Below are 19,006 nucleotides of genomic sequence, written 5' to 3'. Positions count from 1 at the left end.
CTATGCGGCGCTTCTAGACACTTGACTTACTTAGATAACCATTTTGCATTATAAATATAATAATTATGCATTTCCCTTATTATTATAAACACCATACACTATATATAGAAAGAAATAAATTATTGGGATGTTAATAAAGAAACCCTCTGGAGGTTAACGGGATGAAATACAGAGACTCAGGAATGCCAGAGCAAACGGTTTGGGATACATTCTTTAATGCTGAGCAAACTCTAGAACTCTTAGAAGTTTCACATAACATAAAAAATTTGGTTGATATAGGCTGTGGCTATGGGACGTTCCTATTACCAGCTTCTAAAATTATTTCAGGCACTGCCATTGGTATAGATATTGACCAGCATCACTTGAAAATATGTCAAAATCAAATTAAAAACACTGGTGCTCAAAACATTCATTTAATCAATGGCGATATATCAGAAGAAGAGACGATTAAGGCTATTTCCACGAGAGTTAAAGAAGTTGACTATATTACTTTATTTAATATCCTTCATTGTGAGGAACCCTTAAAGTTGTTAGAAAACGCATATGATTTATTAAAGCCAGGTGGCCAAATTGGGGTAATTCATTGGATCCATGGAGATACAGGTAGAGGTCCTTCTCTAGAAATCCGGCCAAAACCTGAAGCTATTATTAAATGGGCAAACACCGCAGGTTTAACCCTTCTTAAGCAAGCAGCACTCCCTCCTTTTCATTTTGGACTCGTTTTTAAGAAATAGAGAAAATCAAAGAGAAAGCAAAAGGAAAGATGCTTTCTCTTTGAAAGTTCAATTAATAATCAAGAAATCAAAAAAGCTGCCTATAATAAAGGCAGCTGATTTTAATTCATACATTTATGAGTAAGTCAGTTGACGAAAACCTGGCTTAAAGGTTAATCTTTTAATTTTTTATCTGGTAAGAAAATGGTTAACCTTTATAAGGAGTCTTAATCCTCAACAAGCTTTGTCTTTAAAGAAACAGCGAGTGGTTTTTTATCTAAGCAATATTCCAGTAAGACAATCTTCCCTTCATGTTCCAAATGTTTAGCTAAAGAAATAAGGTTTTCGCCCTCCTCTTTGGTTGAAATAGAGGATATAGTTAATTCTCCATCACTTTTGTTAATTTGTTTTAAGAGCTCTTCCTTTTTCATTTTCTCACCTCATTTCGAATATTGCCTTTTTAATACCCACTCCTTCAGAAAAATACTCCTAAATAATAGTTTCGTAATAATATTAAATTTTTTATACCAATTAGGTTAAATAACTAGGAATACCTTTTAAAGTTGCAGGTTTTAAGATAGAGGTCTAAAAACACATTATGGTTTTTTACCTTTCCCATATAGAGTATTTCAAAGAACGATCAATAATAACTTCTATCTGTCTGTACATACTAATAGTAAAACTGGAGGTGTACTAATTGGCTGGATTGTTGGTAAAGATTTTGGTATGTCCGATTACCGTCATAATAGCTTCTTTCTTATTTCCAAATGTATTTTATAGTAACCTGCTTCAACCCATAATTGTTGGTTTGGTTCTTGCGTTCTCAGCTCATATGATGGAAATATTTATTTTAAAAGAGGGTATGTTTTGGTTAAGTACAATTGCTGACTTTGCAACTGCAACATTGATTGTCTATTTTGTATCATTATTTTTTGTTACAGCAACAGTAACTGTTGGCGGTGCCATTTTAACTGGATTATTGCTTGCAGCAACTGAAATCGTTCAGCATTATTGGTTAATCGGACGCGGCAGGACAGAAAAGTCGGCTTAAAATATTCAAAAAGACGCCATCCTTAATCAAGAATGGCGTCTTTTTGCTGTAAACAATCGCGAAAAATTATTACGAATCCTCTTTATCATTCAATTCCTTAGCTAACTCTTGGAAAAACGCGAGAGATTCTGGGTTTGCCATTGCACCAGGATTAGCGGCTTTTTCCAACGGGAAGCCTAATAGAATTTTCCGGATCGGTACCTCAAGCTTTTTGCCATTTAAGGTTTTTGGTACCTCCTCTATTTGATAAATTTCATCTGGGATAAACCGCGGTGAAACATGATCTTTTACTGCTGTCTCAATTTGCCGTTTTAGAGAGTCATCCAAGCTTTGTCCTGGCTTAAGAACAACAAATAGCGGCATAAATGATTTTCTGCCATGAGAAGAAAGGTCAATGACCAGACTCTCGACAACTTCGTCTAACGCCTCAACTGCACGGTAAAGTTCACTTGTACCCATTCTGACTCCATGGCGGTTAAGGGTCGAATCAGATCGGCCGTAAATGACACAGCTTCCATCTTCCTCAATCTTAATCCAATCTCCATGTCTCCAAACATTCGGGTACATTTCAAAGTAGCTTTCCAAATACCGTTCATTGTCAGGATCATTCCAAAAATAGAGCGGCATAGATGGCATCGGTTCCGTGAGCACTAACTCACCTACCTCATTCATTAGCGAATTGCCGCTATCATCAAACGATTCCACTTTACAGCCCAGTGACCGGCATTGGATCTTCCCAGCTTTTACCGGCAAAATTGGCGAACCTCCAACAAAGGAAGTACAAACATCTGTCCCCCCGCTTGTTGATGAGAGAACAAGATCTCCTTTTACATTTTCATATACCCAATGAAACCCTTCTGCTGTGAGCGGAGAAGCGGTTGCGCCAATTGCCTTTAACTTGGGCAGGGCTCGGTTTTCTTTAGGGACAATTCCATTTTTCATACACAGATTGATATAGGCAGCACTTGTTCCAAAGTTCGAGATTTCGGCCTTTTCAGCAAGATCCCATAATACATAGAGATCTGGATAAGCTGGACTGCCATCATACAGGACAATCGTTGAACCTGCAAGCAGTCCGCCTACCAGGCTGTTCCACATCATCCAGCCTGTGGTTGTAAACCAGAATACCCGGTCCTCAGGCATATAATTTCCTTCCACCGTCATGGTTTTTAGATGAGTTAGCAGAATCCCTCCCTGTCCTTGCACAATCGGTTTTGGAAGGCCGGTGGTCCCAGATGAATAAAGCACCCATAGTGGATGGTCAAACGGAACAAACTCAAATGCCAGCTCTTCGGATTCCTTAATCAGCTCAGACCAGGTTAAGGTATCTTCATGTGTAGCCTCACTATTTAAATAAGGAACAAGGATTGTATGCTTTAAGCTTGGTATTTCATCCTGCAGCTGAGTGATTACACTTGATTTATCATAGGGTTTGCCATTATATTGATAACCGTCGATTGTGAATAACACAACCGGTTCGATCTGTTTAAATCGATCAATAACACTGCCTGTGCCGAAGTCAGGTGAACAACTTGACCAAATTGCCCCGATACTGGCACAAGCTAAAAAGGCGATGATCGTTTCAGGAATATTCGGCATAAACGCCACGACACGATCACCAGGTTTAACGCCGAGATTTTTTAAGCTGGCAGCTACAGCCGCTGTCTTTTCCTGCAACTCGCTCCAGCTGATTTCACTATATCCCACATGCTCTGATTGAAAAATAAGTGCTGGTTTATTCCCTTTTCCATGGCGGAACACGTGGTCAGCAAAATTTATTCTTGCGCCAGGAAACCACTTTGCACCAGGCATCTCTCTTTTAACTAAAACTGTATCATAAGGAGCCGCTGATCTGATATTTGAAAACTCCCAAATCGATTCCCAAAAGTTCTCAAGCTCCTCCACAGACCATTTCCACAACTCTTGCTGCGTGTTAAATGACAAGCCCTTATGCTTTTTTAGCCAAGTCATATACCGGCTCATATTACTTTCATCTAATTGTTGTTGACTTGGTTCCCATAATATTTGACCATCCGTAACCGCTTTCATTTGCAACCTCCTGATTATGTAAAAAAATTATTAGGACTGAAAAAGCAAGCTAATTTTTAAAAATTTATAATATTTGCTTTAATTAAATGATAGTCAATTATTTAAGTCAGGTCAATTATTTTACAGGCTTTGATAAAAATGATCATCCGATAATTTGGCACAAAAAAAGACCATCAGCTTCGATGGTCTTTTCCTGCGTGTTATTTTACTCTCGAAAGTGTTAGTCCATCACCGATTGGAATAAGTAGTGATTCTAATTTAGGGTGCTCAGCTACAGTTTTGTTGAATTTCCGCATTACCTCTGTATAACCTTTGGGCTCAGCACTGTCGTCAACTACACTGCCGCCTGCAAGCACGTTATCTGAAAGGATAAGAGCACCCGGTTCTGCAAGCTTAATGCAATACTCTAGGTAATTTTCGTAATTTTCCTTATCAGCATCGATAAAGAAAAAATCAAATTTTTTGTTATCTTCGAGTAGTTTTTCAAGGCTTTGCAATGCTGGTCCTGTCATATATGTGACCTGATTGCCAAAACCCGCTTTTGTTACATTTCTATGGGCTAACTTGGCGTAACGTTCCTCTAATTCAAGGGAAGTTAAGTTCCCTTCTTCACCAAATCCTCTAGCAAGACAAATTCCGCTATAACCACCAAGAGCCCCTATTTCTAATACATTTTTAGCCTGCGAAATAGATGTAAGCATTGTTAAAAACTTTCCAGAAGACGGAGATACTGATATAGCCGGCATTCCGTTTTCTTTTATGGAGGTTACAACTTCCTCCAAAAGAGCATCCTCGCTATTAAACACCGAATCAATATAACTGTTAGTTTGTTTCATTCATTTCATCGCCTTTCTGACCATTATGTAAGACTCATATATAATTTACCATTTTTCAGTGAGCTATTGCCATCTCTTCGACTGGCTACTATCCGTTAAAATATTTTATAGATTAATAATCCTTTTATAATGGTTTGCCATCTATCCTGCCATCCCCTTCAAAATAGTTAAAAGATCTTCAATCAGATGTATTTTGTATCTGTCTTTATTTTCCTTAAAAAGTGAACAATTCCTTGGTCAATTAGATTAACAATTTAAGTTAAAGGAAAAAACCCCTCATCGTCAGCTGTTTGACAATGAGAGGTTCTCTCTTATGTTAAATTTCCCAATCTATTAGTAGAACTTTAAGTAACTGTATTTGCTCAACACCTATATTTTCCGCAATTTTATTCTCAAGCTGTACTTTAAGAGCAGCGTTTTCTTCGTAGCATTCTTCTCCTAATGCTACACAGTCCTCTATACTAACTTAGTATTATGTTCGAAAGACATACTACTTAAGCTTAGCCAGAATATCCATGCGGTATCTCTTAAATATTACATAACTAATTAGATAAACTGCCCAGGAAGAAATGACGATATTAATTAGGGCACCAGTTAAAAATTGCAGGCTTCCTGATTGCAGGTTCCCGATTGTATTATTGAACACCTCTAGGTATTCTACTTCTTTAAGCTCTATTTCCTCACGAGGCTGGTTTAAGAAAAGGCTGCCTGTTTTGTAGTTTAGCAGAAAAAATACAGGCCAGAGTGGAGTGCCGATGACTCCGCCCATAAAAGCAGAGATCACATTTACCTTTGTCAGCTTAGCAATGCCAATCGAAAATACGGGTCCCAAACCAAACGTTGGAAACCAGTTAGGCACAAAACCTACTGATAACCCCATTGCAACCTCATGCGGGCTAGACTTTTGGCGGAACAAACGGATCAGAAAATATTTAGATTGGCGTTTTAGCTTCATACAATTCACCTAACATTCTTGATGTTTTTGAATCCTCCACCAGATTCTATGCTATCAGGCATCTAAAAAAGAGGCTCATTCACAGTCAGGACACTGCTTTATCGAATGAACCAAATATTTGACGCAATTACCTAAAGAATTGATTCAATCATAATCATAAACGACGCAATCATGACATTATATGATGCAATCAATAAAAATGCTTTCATCGCCTTTCATGAGCTAATCGATTTGCGGCACAAAAATCTTCTCGTACCCAAAATCGCCTTCTGACTCGTTGATTTTGATTACGGATGCATTTTCAATTGGCTTAAAATTCAGTAACTCTTCAACAGGCCAATTCATGAGGAAAGCTTTAAACATCTGGATAAAGGCTGCATGCGTAACGATGACAATATTTTCATAGCGTTTCTGCTGCTTGGCCCGATCTACAACTGTATTCATAAACATCGTTGCACGAAGATATACGTCTGCCAAAGACTCACCATTTTGATAGCGGAAATAAAACTGGCCAGCCGCTTTATATTCTTTCTTCGCTTCAGGACTGCGTTTTGTAAAATCATATAAATTTCCAAGCTCCCATTCTCGAATCAGCGGGCTCTGGTAAAAAGGGACCTGATCTGGCAGCTTTGAATAGATTGCCTCTGCCGTTTGCATGGTTCGCAAATAAGGTGAACTGTATAAAACCGTTTTCTCATTGATGAGCGCTTGCATAAACTCCCCAGTTTTTTGTGCTTGTTTTTGTCCAAGCTCGGTTAAACTATGCTGGGAATCATGGGTATGCGCCATTACAGTACGATCTACGTTGTGTTCGGATTCCCCATGACGGATTACATAAATATTCAACTGCTGCTCCACCCCTTGTATTTACTTTATCTATTTTGCTGTTTGAAACTGCTTTTTTCCATAAAAAAATCGTATTATGTTTTTTCCTTCTCTATACTTTACCAAGTAGCAATTGTTAGGTAAAGAAAATTGCAGTAATATTCCGAATAAACATAATCTACTAAACCCTCCACCCTCTAACCAATAGCCAATTATTCCGGTACTAAAAGAAACGAAAATGTTTTCGGTCCCTATTTGGATATATCTTTTCTATGTATGTTGATTTTAAACTAAAAATAGGGGAAACCCAAAATATAGGGTTTCTCTTTATTTTTATTTAGTTTCCAACGGGACAGTCGTTTCTACCCCACCTTGAACAATAACTACGTTCTCTATATCTTTGGATATTCCTTTATCAATCTGGACTACAAAGGTTCTTGGTGTTGCGTCAGAAGTGCAATCTCCTTTTGGTTCTGACAAAGGCACTGTAATAGTATTATTGTCAGAGCTTAACTCAACATTTTTTATCATGTAGGGACAACTTCCAGACTCATTAACTCCAATGAAAAAAGCACCTTTCTCGTTAAAGTCTACGTTTGGTATTTCACTTTCAAATCCATATAAGTTCCATGTTTGTTCAAATTCAGATTGATTAACCGTTTTTCTTACCAAAAATTGAAATAAAGGTGTTGTTTCTCTTTCAAATGCAATCTCATGAAAATTAGAAGGTAATGTCTTTTCACTTGCTACCACATTATCATCTATATCGTTGCTACAACCGACTAACAGTAAAGACAAAAACATGGCAAGAGCTAGAAATGATTTAAAACTCGTCAATTATATTCCCTCCCTTCTTCAGATTAGACCACCTTTCATCATAAAAGTTTCACACATTAAATATTACATGGCAGAATTTCTAGTAATAACTATCTCTCATTTCAAACCAAACGACAGAGCCTTTCTTTTAAACATGCTAAAAATGGAAAGTATGATGCATTCGTATCAATAACGTAGTTGATTCTGGTGGTTAGGAAATTTCCTTTTATCGGTTTTTAATTAGAATAATTATCGTTATGGAATATATCACTTTTTTTTGGAATATATCGATTTTTTTTGGAATATATCGATTTTTTTTGGAAAATAAGGAGGTTATCATAGAATAAAACTCCACAACACTCGTTAGTTGGCATCAAACCTAGTGAAGACCTACTATTTTACGGTAAAATTGTAAGCCGTAACAGCTTTCCCATTCGATTAAACCAAAAAACCGAGCGGAATTGAAAACTCCGCTCGGTTTTTTACGTTATATTTACCTACCGTCAATCACTTCTTTAAAAATTTCATATGAGCGCTTTTGCTTTTCGCGATCATAAATATAAGAAACGGCCATGATTTCGTCAACGTTATAATGATCCTGGAAAGCTGTTAGCTGATCACGGATGGAATCCTTGCTGCCCAACAAAGTTACACTGGACATACTGTTCGCCATTTCTTTTTCAGCTGGGCTCCAAATATGATCGAGGTTTTCAACCGGTGGCTTTAACGGCGATTGAGTACCGCGCACAACATTCAAGAAAAACTGCTGCATTGTCGTTTTCTCAAGTTTTGCTTCCTCATCACTTTCAGCTGCAATAACATTTAAACAAACCATCATATATGGTTTATCCAAATACTCAGATGGCTTGAAGCGTTTCCGGTAAATCGCGATCGCTTCCTCCATGTACCGTGGAGCAAAGTGTGACGCAAATACATAAGGCAAGCCAAGCTCAGCGGCTAAGTAAGCTGAATCAGTTGAAGACCCTAGGATATATACAGGAATGTTTGTGTCAACACCCGGGTAGGCTTTTACATAGTTCTGTTTCTCGAGCGGTCCGAAATAAGTCAGCAAGGCTTTAACATCCTCAGGGAAAGTGTGGACAGAATCACTGTGAGATCGCCTTAGCGCACTTGCTGTCATCATATCAGTACCTGGCGCCCGGCCAAGACCAAGATCCACACGATTAGGATAAATCGTTGCCATTGTTCCAAATTGTTCAGCTACAACCAAAGGTGCATGGTTTGGCAGCATAATACCGCCGGACCCGACCTTAATTTTTTTTGTATGTTCTAATGTATGTTTAATTAACATAGCTGTGGCTGAACTTACAAGAGTCGGAGTGTTATGGTGTTCAGCTATCCAATAGCGTTTATAGCCCATTTGTTCCGTCGCCTGGGCCAGCTCAACCATTGCATCAATAGCTTGTTTGGAACCTTCGCCCTCACGGATAGGCGCTAAGTTTAATACTGAAACTGGTATTTCTATATTTGCCATTTAAATTTGTCCTTTCTTGATGAAGATTCACTCCTATTTTATCAATTGGAATACAGGAAACAAACTTAAGTGCCTGAAACAAGACTTTTTAAAGAAGAAGAGGTGATCTCAACCCTCTTGTTTTTTAAAAGCGGAGTGAAAATAAAAACCGTTTAAAACCGTCAGCACAAGAAGGCCAATAAAAACATTGCTGTAGATCATTTCATTTCCCTCTGCTACCGATAAAGGATTTAATAAGAAGCTGCTGTCATAATCCAGCATTTTCGCTATAACCGCTCCCCCAAAGGCACCGGACATAAAGTTAAATAAGTTATAGATTCCCATTCCGACTCCCATTTCATTTCTAGGAAGTGCTGATGCGATTAAACTTGCAGTCGCCGTCTGAATAAAGGGAAAAGAGATATAACTTATTATAATTACAATACTTAAAACCCAGGCACTGCTTCCAATAAAGGTAGATAACAGAAAGAAACCAAGGATCATTAAGGCGTAAGCAATGTAAACCACCTGCTTGCCGCCCCTCAAATCGGTTAAAATTCCTGCCCACTTACCTGTTAAGGCAGCAGCCATCGCCCCTGGAAATAGGGTGAGACCAATAAATAACGTGTTTAACTCGTTTACCTCACTTAACATTAACGGCATCATGATCATCATCCCAAACATGGTCATGATTGCTAAAAAGCCGGAAATAATGGTCGTTCGATAAGGAGCGTTTCGAAACAAGTCAGGATTAATAAATGGATCATCTTTGGTGAATATTCTCCAAGCAAATAAGCAAAAGAAGCCTATGCTGATGCCGATAAACCACCAGTTAAACGTCGTTATAAAAAGAATTAGAGTAGCAACTGCAACGGCCACAAACAAAGCACCCAGGAAATCAACTTTCCCTGTCTTCCGGTCCTCTTCAGGCATCCAAATTCGAAAAAACGGAATCGTAACGATTACACACGCAGAAATTAAAAATAAAAACTTCCAGCCGATCGCACCTGCCACAAATCCACCAATCACGGGGCCGATACCAGAGGCAAAAGCCATTGTACTAGAGACAATCCCTAATACCCTGCCCCTTTCTTCCGGAAAATATCTTGATGGGACAATAAATACAAGTGCAACGATTGAAGATGCTCCCGCAGCCTGGATGATTCTAGAAAGGACTACCAATATGTAATTTGGGGAGAAAAAGCCTAAAATCGAACCCAGCGCAAACAAGCTAAGCCCTATCGTCAATAGTGTTTTCAATGGATAAATATCTGCTAATTTCCCATACATTAATGCGCCAATTGCGTATATAATAATATACCCTGTTACAACCCAGCTTACCTGTGAAGGCAAAAGCGCAAACGATACAGCAATATCTGGGACAGCAATCATAAACATGGTTCCATTCATAACAGAAAATAACAAGACAGAACAAATCAATATGAGGAGCTTCTTTTTCTCTGCTTTGGTCAGGTTATATTCCTCACCGAGTTGTCCAGCAATTGTGGTCACTTCTTTCATTCTCCCTTTGCCTTTTAATTTCCATCTTATCTAATTATCATAAACAGCAAAACCAATAAAATCCAGTAAAGTGATTAGGAAGGAAAATTATAAATGGGATTCCTCACGATAAAATTACGTTTTCAGCACTATTGACTGTATTATTTGTGATGCACTTTTATTATAAGTAACTGAGCCACTTAGTAAAACTCAGCAAATTGAGATTAAAAAGAAGACAAAATCTTTACAATCTTAATTTAAGGGTAAGTAAGCCCTAAGGGGCAACTTCGGTTCAAATTACATGCAAAATGGATCATCAGATAAATTATCCCGGGGGAGGCTAATAATGATAACCTATTTAATCATGGTTATAATAGGTGCTGCACTCGCGATGTGGGTGCTTAATCGGAGTAATGGAAAAATAAAAGGTCCTTTTGGAGAAAAGCATGTTGCAAAAATTCTAACCAACCTTGATTCTGACGAATACACTATTCTCAATGATCTGTATCTCCCTAAAGAAAACGGCGAAACCACTCAGATTGATCATATTGTTCTCTCTTCTAAAGGGTTATTTGTTATTGAGACCAAAAACTATAATGGAGTTATTACTGGGGCTGAACAAAAAGAATTTTGGAAGCAGACTAATCAAAACCGAAACGATCAAATTTATAATCCTATCTGGGAAAACGCTGGACATATTAAAGCCTTGCAGGCCTGTCTTGGGAAAAGTAGTAAGAATGTCCATGTCCATTCAATTATTGTATTTGGTCCAGATACCCAACTCGAATATACACAGCCATTTAAACAGGCCGCGGTCATTAACAGCAGCAACGTTCTTAATGAAATTCAATCAGCAAAAGGACCAAATATGCTTAGCCATTTTCACAGACAAAAACTAAAGCAGCTTCTATCAGCCTATTTTCTATATAATAAAAAAGGTCAAACAGACCCTGCAGAGATAAATGAAAGAAATCATACTATTAAAGGCAATATCTATCCTTAACTTTAAGAAGATCGTGGCCAAGTTTTTTGGTTAAGATCTTCTTTTTCATATAGATTTCGAAAATCTCAACCTTAGGCCAGCGCGAGTCCCTCGAAGTCTTCGCTAATTCTCTTTTTAACTTTTTAATATTCAATTGAGCAAATCAGTAACAATACCTTACTTCACAAATTGGACACTGCTTTGTCAATAAACTAATTTTATGATCGATAAAACTCTGCTAACGATCGATAAATGCTTTTTTCTGATCGATAAAACACCCCGAATGATCGATAAACCATACGCGACCCTCTCATACATACAATAAGCCACCCTTAACCGACAAAAATCCCACACCTAAGTGTGGAATTCTCTTGTTTTACATTAATTTTTCCAGTTCTTCGAAAACTGCTTCATAATCTTCTTTTTTATCGGCTTTAAAAGAGGTATTCAGGTATGTAATGATTCCCTCTTTATTAACCACAAATACTGAGCGTACTGCGACTCCACCCTTTTCATTAAAAACCTTATAGCTCTTTGCTGTCTCTTTATCCCAATCCGACAGAAGCGGGTATGGCAATGTGCCCATACTTGCAGCAAAGACACGATGTGAGTGAATATGGTCCACACTGATCGGCAAAACTTCTGCACCTGACTTTTCAAATCGTTTGTAATCCTCTTTCCAAGAGGTGATTTCCTTAATTCAGCCAGGTGTGAAGTCCATACCATAAAAAGCGACCACGACATTGTTCTTCCCGCGGTAATCCAACAAAGAAATCTTATCCTTTGTTGTCGCACTCAATGAGAAATCTGGCGCAGTATCACCTTTCTTCAAAGAATCTCCCAAGAATAGTTCCTCCTAGCAGCTTAATTTTTAAAAATTCTCCTTTAAATATTATTGCCCTTAAAGGCTGCAACTAGACCTATCAGAGCAAACTGTGCTGGGACATCAAAAAAACCGATCTCCTTATTTGGAGACCGGGTTTTAAAATTCTAGTTAACTTCTGCAGCGGTAACTTTTTGCATACGGGAAGCAATTCCTGTAATCACGATAACAATAAGGGCTGGAAGAAGCCAGCCAAGTCCTTTGCCGTAAAGTGGTAAAGTTTGCTCAAGTACACTTGAGACCGAAACCATCCACCCTGCATGATTAATTCCGAGTGAATCAAATAATATCTTTAATCCATCAAATAAACTAAGAACAAATGTTACGGCAATGGTTGCAACGTAGACAAGACGTGAGTGATTGAATAATGGCGATAAGAAAGCTAACAGGATTAGGACAATCGAAAGCGGATAAAGGAACATTAGTACAGGGATAGAGAATGTAATAATGTTGGCTAATCCAAAGTTTGCAATTACGAAGGTAATCCCTGAAAAGAACACGACTAGTGTTTTGTAGCCAAATTTCGGCAATAAGCTATGGAAATATTCAGCACATGCAATCGTTAGTCCGATTGCTGTAGTTAAGCACGCAAGAGTAATAAGGACCGCTAAAAGCAAGGATCCGACAGTACCAAAGTAATGGGCAACTGCCCCATTTAGCACCTGACCGCCTGTTGGCACAAGACCGATTTTTTCAACACTTGATGCTCCAAGGTAGGCAATTCCGATATAAATAACAGCAAGCAGCCCAATTGCTACTCCGCCCGCTTTTGCAGTAGATACGAGAATACCTTTAGTCGACGTAACGCCCATTGCTTGAATAGCTTTGATCACAATGATTCCGAAGACAAGTGACGCAAGAGCGTCCATCGTGTTATATCCTTCTAAAAAGCCTGTGACAAATGATCCACTTTGATAAGCTTCCTGAGCTGGTTGAAAGCCTCCCATTGGATTAAATACTGCAGCAAGCAATAGAATGGCAAGTAAACCAACTAGACCGGGAGCCAAAATCTTACCGACTGTATCAACAATCTTGGCCGGATACAGTGAGAAAAGAAGTGTAGCGGCAAAGAAAATGATCGTGAACACAACCAAACCAGTTTGCTGAAGACCTCCGCTTAAAAATGGAGCGACCCCAACTTCATAGGCAACTGTTCCTGTACGTGGGGCTGCAAAGAAAGGTCCGATTGTTAAATAAAGCAAAACTGTAAAAAAGATTCCGTAAGCTGGAGTTACCCGACTAGCAAGCTCCTGCAAATCCTTGCTCCCTGAATAGCTCATAGCCAAAATTCCCAGTAAGGGCAGGCCTACTCCGGTAATTAAAAAGCCTGTGATAGCTGGCCAAAGATTGGTTCCGGCATTTTGGCCTAACTGTGCAGGGAAAATTAGATTCCCTGCCCCGAAAAACAATGCGAACAACATGACTCCAATCGCGGTATATGCTGAAAATGACAATTTTTCTTTCATTAGTAAGTTCCCCCAAAGTAAGTGATTTCTAATTTTTGCATTTGCTCAATTATTAGAATATTATTTTAATATATTAATATGCCGGCAACCAAAAAGCAACATTAATCGACAAAATTCTACAAATACTTTTCGAGGAAAAATAAGTCAGTAAAGTCCAAGCTCCCTTTCATTGGGTTTGGACTGGGGCAATTACAAGAGCGAAAGCGGTACTGTGTTGACCTGGAGCTGTGAGCTAGATGAAGACAACCCCCACGATTATCGCAACTTGGAACTAAAGCTTCCTAAAAAAAAAAGACCGCAGCATCTTTAGCTGCGGTCTTGCTTAGTCTTCGTTACATTCCTGCGTTCTCTGCTTCCCACTTGGCTATTTCTGCGCGAACCTTCGGAGCCACTTCTTTTCCAAGCAATTCAATCGATTTCATCACCTCATCATGAGGCATAGTGCCTACAGGCGTATGAAGCATAAAACGAGTAATTCCGACATTTTTTCTGAGGTGAATGATTTTTTCAGCCACCGTATCCGAATCGCCTACATACAAGGCTCCTTCAAAACTGCGCGCCGCATCAAAGCTTGTCCGGTCATATGGTCCCCAGCCTCGTTCACGGCCTAGCTTGTTCATAACCTGCTGAGTTGATGGGAAAAATTTATCAGCTGCCGTTTCGGTATCTTCAGCGATAAACCCGTGCGAATGGGAAGCAACCGGCAGCTTTGATACATCATGGCCTGCTTTTGCAGCAGCTCTTTTATAAAGTCTTACTAATGGCTCAAACTGAAGCGGCCTTCCGCCAATAATCGCTAGTACCAAAGGCAAACCGAGCAGTCCTGCTCGGACAACAGATTCAGAGTTGCCACCGCTGCCAATCCATACTGGCAATGGGTCTTGAACGGTTCTTGGATACACCCCGCGATTTTGAATAGCCGGCCGATGCCCGCCTTTCCACGAAACAATCTCAGATTCCCGTATTTTTAACAGAAGCTCAAGGTTCTGTTCGAATAACTCTTCATAATGCTTTAAATCAAAACCAAACAAAGGAAAGGATTCAATAAAAGAACCCCTCCCTGCCATAATTTCTGCCCTGCCATTTGAGATCGCATCAACTGTAGAAAAATCCTGAAAAACACGGACAGGGTCGGCAGAAGAAAGAACCGTCACTGCACTTGTCAGCCGGATCTTTTTCGTCTGCGATGCAGCGGCAGCGAGGATAATCGCTGGAGAGGAAGCTGCGAAATCCTCACGGTGATGTTCACCGACACCAAATACATCGAGCCCTACCTCATCTGCAAGAACGATTTCCTCGACAACTTCGCGAATGCGTTGCGCGTGGCTTATTACCTCACCGGTTTTTGGATCTGGTGTTGTTTCTACAAAAGTACTTAACCCTATTTCCATTTAAAAATACCTCCAACTTCTCGTAACCGATTTCATTTATGTATGTTCACACTTGATTCATCTAATATACCATTTGGTTTGATAGGAACAAAAATAAAAGACTCCCTGGTATGCTTAGGGTTACCTATAAAGTTCCCGTGGGAGTCTTTTCGGTAAACTTTACAAGTCCTTTTTATCAACGAAATTCATAAACTTACCGATAGCAGTCAAATACGCCTCAGGCTCTTCTACGTATGGCATATGAGCACTGTTTTCAAACACAAAGAAACTCGAATCAGGAGTGAGGCGGCTGTAATACTCTGTTGTTTCCGGAGTCGCTTCATCATAACGGCCGCATGTAAAAAGAGTAGGACAAGTGATTTCCTTTAATTTTGGTGTACAATCAAATGATTTAAGATTTCCCTTCACGGAAAATTCAGACGGCCCCCACATGATGTTGTACACTTCAGGACTACGATAATGTGAGCCCTCTTTTAACCACTGTGGAAATGGATCTAGGCGGCAAACAAATCGCTTGTTAAATTCTTCGATCGCTTCGTCAAATTCTTTTGAATCAGTTGTCCCTTCTGCCTCACAGCGTTTGATCGTTTCTTGAACTTCTATAGGAAGCTCCAGTAGATTCTTGGCTTGGTCTTGTTCCCACAGTGGCGCACTCAGGCACGGGCTGGAGAAAATCACACTCTTTACCCCGCTGGGTTTCGTTAAACAATACGCTGCGGCAAGCGTTGTCCCCCATGAATGGCCGAGGATATGGACTTCATCAAGGTTTAATGCTTCTCTCACTTGAGCAAGCTCCTCCACAAACCGCTCAATTGTCCATAAAGATGGGTCATTCGGGCGCCCTGATTTCCCGCAGCCAAGCTGATCATACAAGATAACAGGCCTGCCATCACCTAGATCTTTCAAGCCCTTAAGTGAATAGCTAGATGACCCTGGTCCCCCATGCAGAACAATCACGGGCGTGCCACTTGCACCTTTATTGTAATACTCGAACCAAACCCTTCCCCCTGATACCTTTATGTATCCCTCTTCATACATGATGCTTCCCCCTTGTTATGTAAATAGATGCTTCCTTTAATCCATATATCTCGAGTTGGCCCCGGTCAAATAATAAAACTATCAGAAGGCAAAATAAGTCTTATTAAAATCACCTTATAAAATAAGAACTTCATTTTGACTAAGATTATACCAAAGCTCAAAAACTCCTGGAAATTTCGTTGTTCCGAACAGGCAACTGCTTAACCATTAAGGTAGGAGTCGCAATCATAATCTTCAATTTGGCAACATTCCTGTTCTGTTGTTCTTTCAAAATATCTTTCTCTTTAAGACGCCCACCCGTAAATTCAGTCTCACTGAAACTCTTGGAAATGTTCGATATCATATATTCGCCTCCGAATTTCGAATCAAGACTCTGTTGGAGATTGAGTGCTCCATTCTCTCTCAAAAAATTGTAAGAGAGTTGGCTGCAGCCTTTATTCAAATACATACCCTTTTCTACAATGAGAGCTCAAGCTTCTTTAATCCACTCCTCTATATCCTCCTCACTATGAAGATAAGAGGTTGGTGAATATAAAATATCTATGCCGCTAATTATTATTAATAAGTCCCAAACCTTCTCATCCTCGATTGCAGGAATATCACACATTACAAAGAACTCAGCCCACTCGGCTGCCTCTTCTCTTGTCATCTCACCGCCCAGAACTAACTTTAATTTACCGATTCCTTCATCTATTGTTGGCTGATTCATATTTTCACCTCGTACTCTAATCATCAAAATGGTCCAATTGACGAGTTCAACCCTGCTGGTTACAAAGAGCTTCCTTTGATGGCAGCTAACACTTCACAGCCTTCATGAGTAACTAATAGTAGAGATATATTTTTTTATTTGGAACAGTATTTTTTAATCTTCTTAAGAGTCGGTTAACAGATTCAAAAGAAAATCAGCAAAGGTGTCAGCGATAATCTCAAATTGCTGTTCTTCGAGCGCGAGCCCACTGAAGAAAGAAACAACTTTTGCATGATCATCTTTAATTCTCTTGATATTAGAACAGTCTAAGCAAAGATATTCACCATCATATCCGGTGAAGTAGAAACAAATTAATTGTTTAGGAAGCTGTGCTTCTTCCCTCAGCTGTTCAGTAATCCAAACCATATTAGGTATACCACTTTCCTCAATCCCCAACCCAAAGATTTCTTCTCCAAAAATATCCCCTGCACCATACTTTTGTAAAAAGAGTCTGTAGCTTTTTGGTAATGTTACTTGTAATTTATTTTCTGCTGCTATAATGTTCTCTTCCTTTATTTCTCCAATAAAGTCTGCTTCCTCGTAATTGTCTTCTATAATTTCAAATGCTTTATTAATAGTCACAGTAACCTTCCTTTCAGAAAAACCTTAGAAATAATTACATTTATATTATCACTATGCCTACTACAAAACACTACCCTTATAAGGGAGAATTTGCACCTATTCTCCTAACCGGTAGTACTTTTTTCACCTTCTAAACAAGCTGGCAAATTTGCATCACTGATTGTTGAATTATTTTTAGCTGCCACTTTTATCCCGAAGACAAAAAAAGAACAGTAGAATCCTCTACTGCCCTCAATTGCTCATACGAAGTGACCACATCAAAACACCTTTACAGAGCCTGCCGAAGAATTGTTGAAGCCATTCTCTTTCTCTTGATCTCTCTTAATATTGTTCTTAGCTCACTACTTCTCTTGAAAACACCCTCGATCAGCTTTGCTGTTTCATAGCAGGCCGACACATCAAGAAACTCTTGATTAGTATGTTCCTTGCCATACCCAGCCGAAAGGTTAACACTTTGTATCCCATGCTCCGCCCAGATTCTTGTATCGCTGCTTCCGCCTATAGTTGCTGCCCAGCCCTTTAGCTCTTCTTCTGCTGCTGCCTCTTCAAAAAACGTTCCGTAGCTTGCGTCACAAAAAGGGATATATCCCCCACACGAAGTCACAATATCGCCCTTGCCGGAACGATCAACTACAATTGCTGCATCTGTCCCCCACAAAAAGTACTCATCAACCTGGCTTGCTCCCACCAATCCGCATTCTTCCTCCACCGTAAAAATAAACTTCACTTTGCCGCTGAATGTTGAAGATAGATGGAGCTGTTCGGCTATATGGAGCAGGATAGCTATCCCTGCACGGTCATCAGCTCCTAATATTCCTTTGCTGCTATACCACACTCTTCCATCCTTTAGAATCTCTCTCCCAGATTCGATTTCGAATACTGTGTCAAGATGGGCATTCAAAAGGATCACTGGTCCATTCCCTGTCCGATACGTTTTTTCAGCTAACAAATTCCCAGCTCGGTCCACTGTGATAAAATCGACAAATGGAGCGAGCCGCTCTTTTACAAATTCCCTAACCCTTTCTTCCCTGCCGCTTACTCCAGGAATAGCTAACAGGTTTTCAAGCAGCACATAGAATATTTTTTCTTTTATAAAATCGTATCCTTGCCCGATCCAGCTCTCTTCAATCAAGCTTAGTTTCTCGGCTAGGTCCAGCAGTTCAGTTTGCTGCAACGGCAAGGATAGGTGAAAACTATTTCGCTGTTCCCTAACATGCACTCGTTTCAAGCCTAATGCGTGGAGCAATTCAGATAGTTCCTCCATCGTACGGTGTAAGGTAATCATTACATGTGCGGTTCTATTGCCATGCCCATCACAGGAGCCGGCCGTGTAAAAGCCGAGCCGGTTCAGCTGGCGGACAATTCCGCTAATGTACACATCCAATTCACGAAGCTTAGGCTCCTCTACACCCGGTCGGAACCACAAACCTTCCCCTCTGCCCCTGTATTGAAAACTAACCGCCTCCAGCCAGTCTTCCTCAGAGATAGCTAAAGCAGGCAAACTTAACATGCCGCCATTCAACTTGTACTGGACCCGTGACTTTTCAAGGCATTCCAGCAAAAAGCTGATGTTTTCCTCTGTTTCACCTTTAATGTCAAAAAAGTTCTCTTTCTTTTCAGCAAGCTTCCAGCCATGACGAATGAATAATTGATTCCAGTTTTTCATCGTATCATCTCCCTTTTGTTTGTAAACTTAT

Annotated in this window: 19 protein-coding genes; 3 read left to right on the top strand and 16 right to left on the bottom strand. The window is 39.6% G+C overall.

What is annotated here, in order from left to right; translation table 11 throughout:
- Nucleotides 1–161 precede the first annotated feature (161 nt).
- Nucleotides 162–734 (top strand): class I SAM-dependent methyltransferase, encoded by a 573-nt coding sequence (locus HRJ06_RS09035; protein WP_174732201.1) that lies wholly within the window; start codon nt 162–164, stop codon nt 732–734.
- A 206-nt stretch (nt 735–940) separates the two neighbouring features.
- Here HRJ06_RS09035 and HRJ06_RS09030 read toward each other — a convergent pair whose 3' ends face one another.
- Nucleotides 941–1,144, bottom strand: a complete 204-nt coding sequence (locus HRJ06_RS09030; protein WP_174732199.1) for a hypothetical protein — start codon at nt 1,142–1,144, stop codon at nt 941–943.
- 266 nt (nt 1,145–1,410) lie between these two features.
- On the opposite strand from HRJ06_RS09030, the gene HRJ06_RS09025 reads away from it, so the two are divergent.
- Complete coding sequence (locus tag HRJ06_RS09025; protein ID WP_174732197.1) at nt 1,411–1,764, top strand: hypothetical protein; 354 nt, start codon at nt 1,411–1,413, stop codon at nt 1,762–1,764.
- 69 nt (nt 1,765–1,833) lie between these two features.
- On the opposite strand, the gene HRJ06_RS09020 is transcribed toward HRJ06_RS09025, so the two are convergent.
- The 7 genes from HRJ06_RS09020 to HRJ06_RS08990 all read right to left on the bottom strand — a co-directional run bounded on the left by HRJ06_RS09020 (nt 1,834) and on the right by HRJ06_RS08990 (nt 10,240).
- A complete protein-coding gene (locus HRJ06_RS09020) occupies nt 1,834–3,813 on the bottom strand; it encodes an acetoacetate--CoA ligase (RefSeq protein WP_174732195.1) in 1,980 nt (659 codons plus the stop codon).
- Nucleotides 3,814–4,013: 200 nt separating this feature from the next.
- Nucleotides 4,014–4,649, bottom strand: a complete 636-nt coding sequence (locus HRJ06_RS09015; protein ID WP_174732193.1) for an O-methyltransferase — start codon at nt 4,647–4,649, stop codon at nt 4,014–4,016.
- A 490-nt stretch (nt 4,650–5,139) separates the two neighbouring features.
- On the bottom strand, nt 5,140–5,604 hold the full coding sequence (locus HRJ06_RS09010; protein WP_174732191.1) for a DUF2062 domain-containing protein: 465 nt from the start codon (nt 5,602–5,604) through the stop codon (nt 5,140–5,142).
- 222 nt (nt 5,605–5,826) lie between these two features.
- Entirely contained in the window at nt 5,827–6,450 is a 624-nt protein-coding gene (locus HRJ06_RS09005; protein WP_174732189.1) for a histidine phosphatase family protein, read from the bottom strand.
- A 312-nt stretch (nt 6,451–6,762) separates the two neighbouring features.
- Nucleotides 6,763–7,266 carry a hypothetical protein gene (locus HRJ06_RS09000; RefSeq protein ID WP_174732187.1) on the bottom strand — a complete coding sequence of 168 codons (504 nt, stop codon included), beginning with the start codon at nt 7,264–7,266 and terminating at the stop codon, nt 6,763–6,765.
- A gap of 472 nt (nt 7,267–7,738) precedes the next feature.
- Nucleotides 7,739–8,740 carry an LLM class flavin-dependent oxidoreductase gene (locus HRJ06_RS08995; RefSeq protein ID WP_174732186.1) on the bottom strand — a complete coding sequence of 334 codons (1,002 nt, stop codon included), beginning with the start codon at nt 8,738–8,740 and terminating at the stop codon, nt 7,739–7,741.
- A gap of 108 nt (nt 8,741–8,848) precedes the next feature.
- Nucleotides 8,849–10,240 carry an MFS transporter gene (locus tag HRJ06_RS08990; RefSeq protein ID WP_174732185.1) on the bottom strand — a complete coding sequence of 464 codons (1,392 nt, stop codon included), beginning with the start codon at nt 10,238–10,240 and terminating at the stop codon, nt 8,849–8,851.
- Between the two features lie 325 nt (nt 10,241–10,565).
- On the opposite strand from HRJ06_RS08990, the gene HRJ06_RS08985 reads away from it, so the two are divergent.
- The gene (locus tag HRJ06_RS08985; protein ID WP_174732184.1) at nt 10,566–11,222 is read left to right on the top strand and encodes a nuclease-related domain-containing protein; all 657 of its coding nucleotides are present in this window, start codon (nt 10,566–10,568) and stop codon (nt 11,220–11,222) included.
- Between the two features lie 355 nt (nt 11,223–11,577).
- Here the strand turns inward: HRJ06_RS08985 and HRJ06_RS08980 are convergent, their stop codons facing one another.
- From HRJ06_RS08980 to HRJ06_RS08940, 8 genes are all read right to left on the bottom strand, one after another.
- Nucleotides 11,578–12,033 (bottom strand): redoxin domain-containing protein, encoded by a 456-nt coding sequence (locus tag HRJ06_RS08980; RefSeq protein WP_277874665.1) that lies wholly within the window; start codon nt 12,031–12,033, stop codon nt 11,578–11,580.
- Nucleotides 12,034–12,191: 158 nt separating this feature from the next.
- A complete protein-coding gene (gene brnQ, locus HRJ06_RS08970; protein ID WP_174732182.1) occupies nt 12,192–13,550 on the bottom strand; it encodes a branched-chain amino acid transport system II carrier protein in 1,359 nt (452 codons plus the stop codon).
- A 332-nt stretch (nt 13,551–13,882) separates the two neighbouring features.
- Nucleotides 13,883–14,941: an LLM class flavin-dependent oxidoreductase gene (locus HRJ06_RS08965; RefSeq protein WP_174732181.1), complete on the bottom strand. Its 1,059-nt coding sequence runs from the start codon at nt 14,939–14,941 to the stop codon at nt 13,883–13,885.
- A 159-nt stretch (nt 14,942–15,100) separates the two neighbouring features.
- Nucleotides 15,101–15,979: a proline iminopeptidase-family hydrolase gene (locus HRJ06_RS08960; RefSeq protein WP_174732180.1), complete on the bottom strand. Its 879-nt coding sequence runs from the start codon at nt 15,977–15,979 to the stop codon at nt 15,101–15,103.
- Between the two features lie 157 nt (nt 15,980–16,136).
- Nucleotides 16,137–16,322, bottom strand: coding sequence for a hypothetical protein (locus tag HRJ06_RS08955; RefSeq protein ID WP_174732178.1), 186 nt, complete (start codon nt 16,320–16,322; stop codon nt 16,137–16,139).
- A gap of 126 nt (nt 16,323–16,448) precedes the next feature.
- Nucleotides 16,449–16,688 (bottom strand): DNA-binding protein, encoded by a 240-nt coding sequence (locus HRJ06_RS08950; protein WP_174732176.1) that lies wholly within the window; start codon nt 16,686–16,688, stop codon nt 16,449–16,451.
- Between the two features lie 162 nt (nt 16,689–16,850).
- A complete protein-coding gene (locus tag HRJ06_RS08945; RefSeq protein WP_174732174.1) occupies nt 16,851–17,309 on the bottom strand; it encodes an SMI1/KNR4 family protein in 459 nt (152 codons plus the stop codon).
- Nucleotides 17,310–17,577: 268 nt separating this feature from the next.
- Nucleotides 17,578–18,975, bottom strand: coding sequence for a M20/M25/M40 family metallo-hydrolase (locus tag HRJ06_RS08940; RefSeq protein ID WP_174732172.1), 1,398 nt, complete (start codon nt 18,973–18,975; stop codon nt 17,578–17,580).
- Nucleotides 18,976–19,006: the final 31 nt, after the last annotated feature.

The sequence above is a fragment of the Mesobacillus harenae genome (assembly GCF_013343715.1).
GTDB classification, from domain to species: domain Bacteria; phylum Bacillota; class Bacilli; order Bacillales; family Cytobacillaceae; genus Mesobacillus_A; species Mesobacillus_A harenae.
Note: the sequence above shows the minus strand (reverse complement) of the source record. Positions and strands in the feature narration are given on the sequence as shown.

Bases quoted from the DNA above. Each gene is read 5' to 3' on its own strand.
- HRJ06_RS09020 (WP_174732195.1), bottom strand. From the start codon at position 3,813: ATGAAAGCGGTTACGGATGGTCAAATATTATGGGAACCAAGTCAACAA.
- HRJ06_RS08995 (WP_174732186.1), bottom strand. From the start codon at position 8,740: ATGGCAAATATAGAAATACCAGTTTCAGTATTAAACTTAGCGCCTATC.
- HRJ06_RS08960 (WP_174732180.1), bottom strand. From the start codon at position 15,979: ATGTATGAAGAGGGATACATAAAGGTATCAGGGGGAAGGGTTTGGTTC.
- HRJ06_RS08965 (WP_174732181.1), bottom strand. From the start codon at position 14,941: ATGGAAATAGGGTTAAGTACTTTTGTAGAAACAACACCAGATCCAAAA.
- HRJ06_RS09015 (WP_174732193.1), bottom strand. From the start codon at position 4,649: ATGAAACAAACTAACAGTTATATTGATTCGGTGTTTAATAGCGAGGAT.
- HRJ06_RS08985 (WP_174732184.1), top strand. From the start codon at position 10,566: ATGATAACCTATTTAATCATGGTTATAATAGGTGCTGCACTCGCGATG.
- brnQ (WP_174732182.1), bottom strand. From the start codon at position 13,550: ATGAAAGAAAAATTGTCATTTTCAGCATATACCGCGATTGGAGTCATG.
- HRJ06_RS08940 (WP_174732172.1), bottom strand. From the start codon at position 18,975: ATGAAAAACTGGAATCAATTATTCATTCGTCATGGCTGGAAGCTTGCT.
- HRJ06_RS09010 (WP_174732191.1), bottom strand. From the start codon at position 5,604: ATGAAGCTAAAACGCCAATCTAAATATTTTCTGATCCGTTTGTTCCGC.
- HRJ06_RS09030 (WP_174732199.1), bottom strand. From the start codon at position 1,144: ATGAAAAAGGAAGAGCTCTTAAAACAAATTAACAAAAGTGATGGAGAA.
- HRJ06_RS08955 (WP_174732178.1), bottom strand. From the start codon at position 16,322: ATGATATCGAACATTTCCAAGAGTTTCAGTGAGACTGAATTTACGGGT.
- HRJ06_RS08990 (WP_174732185.1), bottom strand. From the start codon at position 10,240: ATGAAAGAAGTGACCACAATTGCTGGACAACTCGGTGAGGAATATAAC.
- HRJ06_RS08950 (WP_174732176.1), bottom strand. From the start codon at position 16,688: ATGAATCAGCCAACAATAGATGAAGGAATCGGTAAATTAAAGTTAGTT.
- HRJ06_RS09035 (WP_174732201.1), top strand. From the start codon at position 162: ATGAAATACAGAGACTCAGGAATGCCAGAGCAAACGGTTTGGGATACA.